This window comes from Croceitalea dokdonensis DOKDO 023, assembly GCF_001306415.1.
Classification (GTDB): Bacteria; Bacteroidota; Bacteroidia; order Flavobacteriales; family Flavobacteriaceae; genus Croceitalea; species Croceitalea dokdonensis.
On the sequence record NZ_LDJX01000001.1, the window covers coordinates 785,232 to 794,410 of the forward strand.

General features: G+C 39.0%; 11 protein-coding genes and 1 pseudogene. 9 read left to right on the top strand and 3 right to left on the bottom strand.

Translation table 11 applies throughout. The features are described from left to right. Position 1 precedes the first annotated feature (1 nt). From gldF to dnaN, 3 genes are all read left to right on the top strand, one after another. Positions 2-733 carry a gliding motility-associated ABC transporter permease subunit GldF gene (gldF, locus tag I595_RS03450; protein ID WP_054557971.1) on the top strand — a complete coding sequence of 244 codons (732 nt, stop codon included), beginning with the start codon at positions 2-4 and terminating at the stop codon, positions 731-733. Then, entirely contained in the window at positions 730-2,400 is a 1,671-nt protein-coding gene (gldG, locus tag I595_RS03455; protein ID WP_054557972.1) for a gliding motility-associated ABC transporter substrate-binding protein GldG, read from the top strand. The genes gldF and gldG overlap by 4 nt, the downstream gene beginning before the upstream one ends. A gap of 110 nt (positions 2,401-2,510) precedes the next feature. Further along, a complete protein-coding gene (gene dnaN / locus I595_RS03460) occupies positions 2,511-3,629 on the top strand; it encodes a DNA polymerase III subunit beta (RefSeq protein WP_054557973.1) in 1,119 nt (372 codons plus the stop codon). A gap of 46 nt (positions 3,630-3,675) precedes the next feature. Here the strand turns inward: dnaN and I595_RS03465 are convergent, their stop codons facing one another. Together I595_RS03465 and I595_RS03470 are read right to left on the bottom strand one after the other, a co-directional pair. Next, entirely contained in the window at positions 3,676-4,035 is a 360-nt protein-coding gene (locus I595_RS03465) for a DUF4870 domain-containing protein (RefSeq protein ID WP_054557974.1), read from the bottom strand. 62 nt (positions 4,036-4,097) lie between these two features. Then, entirely contained in the window at positions 4,098-4,505 is a 408-nt protein-coding gene (locus tag I595_RS03470; protein ID WP_054557975.1) for a hypothetical protein, read from the bottom strand. Positions 4,506-4,768: 263 nt separating this feature from the next. On the opposite strand from I595_RS03470, the gene mnmE reads away from it, so the two are divergent. The 6 genes and pseudogenes from mnmE to I595_RS03495 all read left to right on the top strand — a co-directional run bounded on the left by mnmE (position 4,769) and on the right by I595_RS03495 (position 8,738). Continuing rightward, positions 4,769-6,139 (top strand): tRNA uridine-5-carboxymethylaminomethyl(34) synthesis GTPase MnmE, encoded by a 1,371-nt coding sequence (gene mnmE / locus I595_RS03475; protein ID WP_054557976.1) that lies wholly within the window; start codon positions 4,769-4,771, stop codon positions 6,137-6,139. A 251-nt stretch (positions 6,140-6,390) separates the two neighbouring features. Beyond that, positions 6,391-6,681 (top strand): hypothetical protein, encoded by a 291-nt coding sequence (locus I595_RS03480; RefSeq protein ID WP_262485528.1) that lies wholly within the window; start codon positions 6,391-6,393, stop codon positions 6,679-6,681. A gap of 24 nt (positions 6,682-6,705) precedes the next feature. After that, a pseudogene (locus I595_RS17825) lies at positions 6,706-6,885 on the top strand (phage integrase SAM-like domain-containing protein); the annotation flags it as partial. Between the two features lie 215 nt (positions 6,886-7,100). Then, positions 7,101-7,337 carry a type II toxin-antitoxin system ParD family antitoxin gene (locus tag I595_RS03485; RefSeq protein ID WP_054557978.1) on the top strand — a complete coding sequence of 79 codons (237 nt, stop codon included), beginning with the start codon at positions 7,101-7,103 and terminating at the stop codon, positions 7,335-7,337. Next, the gene (locus I595_RS03490) at positions 7,337-7,645 is read left to right on the top strand and encodes a type II toxin-antitoxin system RelE/ParE family toxin (RefSeq protein ID WP_054557979.1); all 309 of its coding nucleotides are present in this window, start codon (positions 7,337-7,339) and stop codon (positions 7,643-7,645) included. The genes I595_RS03485 and I595_RS03490 overlap by 1 nt, the downstream gene beginning before the upstream one ends. A gap of 352 nt (positions 7,646-7,997) precedes the next feature. Further along, positions 7,998-8,738 (top strand): tyrosine-protein phosphatase, encoded by a 741-nt coding sequence (locus tag I595_RS03495; protein WP_054557980.1) that lies wholly within the window; start codon positions 7,998-8,000, stop codon positions 8,736-8,738. A gap of 22 nt (positions 8,739-8,760) precedes the next feature. On the opposite strand, the gene I595_RS03500 is transcribed toward I595_RS03495, so the two are convergent. Beyond that, the coding region (locus I595_RS03500) for a T9SS type A sorting domain-containing protein (protein ID WP_054557981.1) at positions 8,761-9,179 on the bottom strand (419 nt) is incomplete at its 5' end.

The following is a 9,179-nucleotide window of genomic DNA, read 5'->3' on the forward strand; positions in this document are numbered from 1 at the left end:
TATGTTCGCTATTTTTAAAAAGGAGGTAACCTCTTTTTTCACATCTTCCTTAGGTTTTTTAATGATAAGCCTCTTTCTGGTGCTTACCGGGCTTTTTCTATGGGTGTTTAAAAATCCCTTCAATATTTTTGATTACGGTTTTTCCGATTTGAGCAAATTTTTTCTTTTGGCACCTTGGGTCTTTCTCTTACTTATCCCTGCCATTACCATGAAAAGCCTAGCAGAAGAACAAAAATTGGGCACTTTGGAATTGTTGCTGATAAAGCCTATATCCCCCTTGCAAATTGTTCTGGGAAAGTTTCTTGGTGCGTTGTCTTTGGTGGTCATAGCGGTGATACCAACATTTACCTACCTTTTTGCAATCCATAATTTGGGGATTGTGGAGGGCAACTTTGATATGGGAGTGGCCATTGGTTCTTACTTTGCCTTGTTCTTTCTTATGGCCACATACACCGCCATTGGCACGTTTGCCTCTTCACTTACCAGCAACCAAATCGTTTCCTTCATAACCGCAATTGCCATCTCATTTTTTGTTTTCTATGGTTTTGAGGCTATAGCAACGCTTTTTTCCAATGGGCAGACCCAATTGCTCATTGGTAAACTAGGGGCCAAAGCGCATTTTGACAGCAGTGCCAAAGGCATATTGGATACACGGGATATGATTTATTTTACCACCTTGACCGGGTTTTTCATTTTTCTCGCCCACCTTAAAATTAAGAATCTGGTAGCATGAAAAAACACAATGTACTCCCCCTCCTAAAGGGATTGTTGGTAGTTATCCTTCTGAACATTATTGGAAACCTTTTTTTTAAACGATTTGATGTAACCGAAGATCAGCGATACACCCTTAGCCAACCAACCAAAGCTTTGGTCGCCAAATTTCGGGAACCTGTGATTATTGATGTATTGTTATCCGGGGATATGCCGTCTGAATTTGCCAAATTGCAAGACGAAACCAAATTACTCCTTAGTGCGCTCACAGCAGAAAACCCAAACATTAATTTTGATTTTGTAAACCCCATTGAGGAAACGTCCAACAGAAACCAGACCATTACAGAGCTACAACAAATAGGACTTACCCCTGCCAACGTAACTATTGAGGAGAATGGGAAGGTGTCACAGGAAATCGTCTTTCCCTGGGCCATGGTAAATTACAACAATAACACGGTTAGGGTTCCATTGCTCAAAAATAAATTGGGCAGCACCACGGAAGACCGCATCAACAACTCGGTACAAGAACTGGAATATGGGTTTGCAGATGCATTGACCAAACTTTCCACCAAAGAAAAAAAGAAAGTGGCTGTTCTTAAGGGAAATGGGCAGTTGGGAGATGAATATTTGGCGGATTTTCTGGGCACTATTAAGGCGTATTACAATATTGGAGCGTTCACCTTAGATTCCGTGGAAAACAATCCACAAAAAACACTACAGCAACTCAGTACTTACGATCTTGCTTTAATCGCAAAGCCCACCGAGGCTTTTTCAGAAAAAGAGAAATACGTGCTGGACCAGTATCTGGTAAATGGGGGGAAATCTGTTTGGTTGTTAGATAAAGTGGCCATGGAACTGGATAGTTTGTTCAATCCAAGCGGAAGCGCAGTGGCCCTGCAGCGGGACTTAAATATAGATGATGTGCTGTTCCGGTATGGCATTCGCATTAACCCCGTAATGGTGAACGACCTTTACAATACCCCCATTGTACTGGCCAGTGGTGAGCATACAGAATCCCAATACAATCCACTTCCATGGGTGTACCACCCCATGGTATTCTCCAAAAACAACCATCCCATAAACACCAATATAGAGGCCTTGCGATTACAATTTGCCAATGTTATTGATACCCTTAAAAATGGGTATGACAAGACCATTCTACTACAATCTTCCCCCTTATCAAAATTTGAAGGGGTTCCCAAACAAATAGCGCTCGAAGCTATAACTAACCCGCCTGAAAAAGGAGCTTATACAAATCAAGGCAACCTTCCGTTAGGGGTTTTGGTAGAGGGGGAGTTTAAATCTGCCTATACCAACCGTGTAAAGCCGTTTAAACTAAGTGGGCATAAGGAAAAAGGCAGTTATAACAAAATGTTGGTGGTGGCAGATGGGGATATTATCAAAAACCAATTGCGCCAAGGCCAACCCTTGCCCCTAGGGTATGATAAATGGACAAACAACACCTATGGTAACAAAGAATTTTTATTAAATAGCCTGAATTACCTTTTGGACGACACTGGACTTATAAACATCCGCAATAAAAAAATAGCCATTCCAATCTTGGACGTAGAGAAAATAGCAGGGCAAAAAACCAAATGGCAGCTTATAAACATTGTGATTCCTACACTTCTGGTATTCTTTCTGATATTTGGTTTTAACCAATTAAGAAAACGTAAACTGGCTAGATAAGTGTTGATAAAAATGTTTCAGGGGCAAGGGCTTTTAAAATATCTTTGCTTTACTTAACGTCGATTTTGTTGGCATAACAAGCAAGCACAAGAACACTTTAAATAACATCAATGAAATTTATCGTATCCAGTACATATCTACTTAAAAGACTACAGGTTTTGGGAGGTGTCATCAACAGTAACAATACGCTCCCCATTCTAGATAACTTTCTTTTTGACCTTGACAAAAACCAACTGACGGTTTCTGCTTCAGATTTGGAGACTACCATTAGCAGTGTCCTTGAAGTAGAGTCAGACTCTGAGGGTGCCATTGCAGTCCCGGCACGGTTGTTATTGGATACCGTAAAAACCTTTCCGGAGCAGCCTTTAACGTTTGTGGTTGAAAACAACAACACCATTGAAATTAGCTCTAACCATGGAAAGTACGCACTAGCATATGCAGATGGTGCAGAATTCCCAAAAGCGGTGGAATTGGCCAACCCCAGTGCCACAACAATCATGGGGGATATTCTCGCCAGTGCCATTACCAAAACTATTTTTGCCGCCGGCAATGATGATTTAAGACCGGTAATGAGCGGCGTCTTTTTTCAGTTTTCACCGGAAAGTTTAACTTTTGTGGCTACGGACGCCCATAAGTTGGTAAAATACCAAAGAACGGATGTACATGCCTCTGAAGTGGCGGAATTCATTATGCCCAAAAAACCCCTGAATCTATTAAAGGGTATTCTTGCCGGTTCTGAGTCCGAGGTGAAAATTGAATATAACGAGAGTAATGCAAAATTCTCTTTTGATAATACAGAGCTTATTTGTCGCTTAATTGACGGAAAGTATCCCAATTATGAAGCCGTTATCCCCAAGGAAAATCCAAATCAGCTTCTTATCTCAAGAAGTCAGATTTTAAGTTCTGTAAGGAGGGTTTCCATTTTTAGTAATAAAACAACACACCAGATACGGCTAAAAATTGCAGGTGCGGAACTCAACATATCCGCGGAGGACGTAGATTATAGCAATAAAGCGGAGGAACGCCTTTCTTGTTCCTATCAGGGAGATGACATGCAAATTGGTTTCAATTCAAGGTTTTTGGTCGAAATGTTGAACAATCTTTCATCAGATGAAGTTTCTCTGGAAATGAGCTTGCCCAACAGGGCGGGAATTTTAACCCCAGCGGACGGACTTGATGAAGGAGAGTTGGTCACCATGTTGGTCATGCCCGTAATGCTCAATAGTTAAGAAAAACAACCATAAAAAAGCCGGCAGTTGCCGGTTTTTTTTTGCCCTAAATAAACCTAATGGTCATGAAATAGGACGGTGGCTCCCCATTAACGGCTTTTACTGCATTTACAATAGGTACAATAAAGCCTATTAAGGCCACACTTAAAAACCCCAACAAACCAAGACCTAATAGTAAGATAGCGGGGATACTAATTACAATATAAAGCAATAAGCTTAATTGAAAATTAATGATGGAGCGGCCATGTTGGTCCATTCCCTGTATTTTATCCTTTGAGGCAAACCAGATGATAAGCGGCACAAGCAACCCCCCAAAGCCAGTGACATAGTCCAAGAATTGGCTAAGATGGGTTATTGCTAGTAAGGTGTTATCCCTCCGTAAGGCATGATGATTAACTACTTCCATTTTTTGATTGTTATTTTGATGTTCTTCTAATGGGTAGTCTTTTGCTAGTCTTTGTTACAACATCAACGTTTTTTTTTGAGCTTTTTGAGTTTTTCTTCGCTAGAAATAATACGCTGTTTTTGCTTTTCAATTTTTGCCCTCAGCTTTTCTTCATCCACTGGGGAAAGCTTTCTTTTCTCCAGGCCCTTGTCCAACTTCTTTTGTAATTTTTCCAATTGGCTTTGGTCTTTCTTTAAGGCTGCGGCCGCCTTATCCAATTTGGACTCCGCTTTGGCTTTTTGTTTGGCTTCCTTTTCTCTCTTGGCTTGTTTCTTTGCGGCCTTCTCTTCCTCTTTCACCCTCTTTTTGGCATCCTCAAAGGCTTCTTGGCCCACAATAGTTGTAGCTGTACTATCTTTGACCACCGTTTCCTGTGCATTGGCAAGACCAAAACTGGCCAATACCAAGGCAAAACATAAATTTCGAATCATTTACTGAGTTTTTTTTTGATAGGAAACGAAAATATGAAATAGGTCACAAAAAAGGTATAATAACCCGTTGTGCATTTTGAATGCTTTTTAGATTTAAAACCGTCAGCTCGAGTTTTTTCTGGAAGAAAAAGTATCGAGAACAAGGTTTCATTGCTAAAATTCTGATTCTCGATACTATTTTACGATACTTCGTATCAAAAAATCACTCGAACTGACGAATTTTCATCAAAATGCACAATGGGTGTATACCAGTAAAATTTTATATGATGGTAAACGAAAATATTATTGCTCTAGCGACACCCGCAGGCACCGGGGCCATTGCCGTTATTCGCATTTCCGGTCCTGATGCCATCACCATTGTATCTAGCAAGTTTAGGTCTATTGGAAAGAAAATTCTTAAGGAACAAAAAAGCCATACGGTGCACTTAGGGCATATTTATGACGGTCCCAAAATTCTAGATAAGGTACTGGTCACCCTTTTTAAGGCCCCTAACTCTTACACGGGTGATCATGTGGTAGAAATCTCATGCCACGGGTCTGTCTATATCCAACAACAGCTTATCCAGCTATTTCTTAGGAATGGTTGCCAAATGGCAAAAGCGGGGGAATTTACGCTTCGGGCCTTTTTAAACGGTAAAATGGACTTAAGTCAGGCAGAGGCCGTTGCAGACCTTATTGCAAGTGATAGCGAGGCTTCGCATCAAGTTGCCATGCAACAGATGCGCGGCGGTTTTAGTTTACAAATCAATGAATTACGACAAGAGCTCTTAAATTTTGCCTCTCTTATTGAGTTAGAGTTGGATTTTTCTGGGGAAGATGTTGAGTTTGCAGACCGGACCCAGTTCAACACCCTCTTACAAACCATCACTGGGGTCTTAAAAAACCTGATAGATTCATTCGCGTTGGGCAATGTGATTAAGAACGGCATTCCAGTAGCTATCGTTGGTGCCCCCAATGTTGGAAAATCTACCCTGCTTAATGCCCTGCTAAATGAAGACAGGGCCATTGTTAGCAATATCCCTGGGACTACCAGAGATACAGTTGAAGATCAAATCAGTATTGGTGGTGTAAATTTTAGATTTATAGATACGGCGGGTATAAGACAAACGGAGGATACTGTCGAAAAAATAGGGATAGAAAAATCCCATCAAAAAATTCAAGAGGCCGCATTGGTGCTATACCTTTTTGATGCCAATACCAATAAAAAGAAAGAAATCAGCGCACTACAGGACAAATACCCGCTTAAAAAGATACTGCCAGTAGCCAATAAAACGGATATGGTAAAGGCCGATAGGTTGCAAGAACTACAGGACAAAATCCGTGGGGTCCACCTACTATCTGCAAAACAGGGCGATGGCTTGGATGCCCTCAAAAAACAACTGCTCACTATTTCAAATACCGGGGATATTGGGAAAAACGATACCATTGTCACCAACAACAGACATTATGATTCCCTCTTAAAAGCATTGGAAGCCATACAACGGGTAAAGGAAGGCATGCAAGAGGAATTGGCAAGTGACTTAATGGCCATTGATATCAGGGAGGCCCTATTCCACCTCGGGGAGATTACCGGAGCTGTATCACCGGATGATTTATTGGGGAATATCTTTTCTAATTTTTGTATTGGCAAATAAATAAGTTGATTTTTAAATGTGATTTAGATTCATTTGTTTTCTTCATTTCTTTGATTTTCAATAAGTTGTTGAAAACTATTTCTTTTCGTCATTTCTTTTCGTCATTTCTTTTAGTAGCCAATTTTCCTACATTTATTTCACTCTTTTACACATCGATGAAATTATGAGGTGTAAAGGTGTACAGGTGTAAAGGTGTAAAGGTGTAAAGGTGTACAAATTATACCTCAAAATTCGAACGTCATAAATATTACATTAAAAAGCAAGCGGCTAAAAAAAAGTTGAGTTTGTTTATTGAATTTTATGATGGGTATACCATTGATAAAGACGGCGTGAAAAAGCATCGTCGAAAATTCGAGTACCTTAAGCTTTATGTTCATGAAAACCCCACAACCTCTGACGAAAAAAGAAAGGACAAAGAAACTTGGGAACTAGCTGAAAATATCCTTTCCATCCGGAAGGCAGAATATATTCAAGGGAAGTATAAGATGAAGGATAATAAAAAAGGGAATATCCTTCTTTTTGATTGCTATAAAACACTTTAAGAAGAATGCTACGAATCCAAAGGAAATTATGGGAATTGGGATGCAGCCTATAAACACTTAAGAAAATATTCTCATGCACACATGCAATTGAAGGACATTCATACAGATTTCGTTAGGGGATTCAAACGATACTTAGATACAAAGGCCAAAACGAAGAGTATCACTCCCCTATCCCAATATTCAATTCAGAATTTCATCCTTTAATTCGGTCATCTAAAAGAATTCAAATAAAGCAACTATTCCGTGGTAGGAAATCACCAAAGAAAAAAACAATGCAGCAACAAGTCCAAGATTTATAGAGCTTCCTGTATTATTCCTATGTGCTAATCGAACGTCTAAAAAAATGAAAACAATATTATATGTCCATAATTGCTATATATGGATAAATAATATATCTTTATCTTCTAAAAAAAGATAAAATGAACATTAGTTTCACAAAAACACAAGAAGAGTATATCTCGAAACAGGTTAAATCTGGGGAGTACCAGAACAATAGCGAGGTCATAAGGGATGCACTTCGATTACATCAAATTTATCGCGATAAAGTGATTGCAGACTTAAGGGCTGAGATAGAAAAAGGCGTAAATAGCGGCATTAGTAAAAGGTCAGTTAAAGACATTATCGAAGCCAAACGCAAATCTAGGAAAACCGCTTGATGGGAAACAACAAACTTAAATCCTTTCTATTATCCAATGATGCAGATGCGGATTTAGATAAAATCTTTGACTATACAGAAGCTGAGCATGATTTTAATCAGGCTGTGAAATACTTTTCAGATTTGGATAACTTGTTTGAGCAATTGGTCAAAAATCCTAATCTAGGAAAAGAGCGAAAGGAAATAAGAAAGAGCATTTATAGTATTGTGGAACAAGAGCATATTATTTTTTATGAAATACGTGAAGAGTATGTCTTAATTGCAAGGGTATTACATGGTAGAAGGGATATCCCTAAATTTATCAAATAACCAAGTTGAAAGTATTTGTTAGGAAAACAATCTCTCGAAAACAATACCTAGCTGCAACCCGTCGCTTAGAAGAATTAATTAATCTAGTTGATGATAATACAGGAACCGACAACCCTTTAACCAAAGAATTTCTCTAAATCTCAGATATTATTGAAGAATACGAGAGTATTCATTATCCCATGGAGGACTTAAAATAATAATCGCGGAAACCATTATCCAGCCAAAAGAAAACAAAAGTTTTCACCTATTTCCCCCCTCAAATACCCCTACCCCAATGTTTATACTATTGCATCGGGAAGTAAACAGGATTACCACTTCTTAGTGCTGTATATTTGTAGTTCAATTTCTTTAGATGTTTTCATTTTTTAACAAGAAAGACTTTTTAGTAGACCATTTAGAGGGTTTTATTGATATTCACAATCATATTTTACCTGGTATTGATGATGGGGCAAAGTCGGCGAACGACTCTTTACAGCTCGTAAAAATGTTTAGGGAGTTTGGGGTTACAGACTTTATCTGCACACCTCACATCATGCATAATTACTATGACAATACGCCAAAAACCATTAAAAAAGCTTTTAAAAAGGTAAAAAAGGTAATTACAGAAGAGGGGTTTACCGGTATCAAAATCTCCTTTGCGGCAGAGCATATGATTGATGACAACTTTGAGCAAATCCTGCAAAATGGAAATGCGCTCCCACTAAACAGCAATCATATTTTGATTGAAATGTCTTATTTACAACCTAGCATCAATTTTGACAGTGCCTTGGATTTAATTAATGAAAAACAGCTTTTCTCGGTCTTTGCCCATCCTGAGCGCTACCAATATTTGAATAAAAACCAAGGGCAATACTCCGCTTTAAAAGCCAAGGGTATCAAATTTCAATTAAATATGTTGTCTCTTGGGGGATATTACGGAAAGGAAGTACAAAAAACAGCCCAAACGCTTCTAAAAAATGGTTTCTATGATTTTATCGGAAGCGATGCACATGGAAAACGACACCTTTTTGGGCTCAGCAAACTAACCTTGGAGCAACGAAACAAAAAGAACGTAATAGCGCTTATAGAAAATACCAAGGCTGCTTTTTTATAAGACAACCTTGGCCAAACTAAAACTATCGCGCAACTAACAGCTGTCGCTGTATTCTGTTACCACTAACATCCGTAATCATTACATAATATACGCCAGTTGTGTAACTGCTAAGGTCCATCTCATACAATTGGCTATCATTAGGCCGCAATTCCAAGAGTTCCAAGCGTCTTCCCGCACTATCAAAAATCTCCAAAGTCCTTATGTTAAAATCATTTCCAATCTTTATCGTTACTTGTGAGGATACGGGGTTTGGAATTAACTCCAAGCTATTTACAGCAGAATTTAATGGGGTGGAATAATCTATTTGCACTACCTCTTCATCAACTGGGGTCTCTCTAGCTGCAGCAACAGTTTCAGAAAGTTTTACTACTTCTAAATTGGCGTACTGTGCCGTCCCGGGAGAGGTGTCGTTATAGTTACTGTATATCCATAAATCCAGCG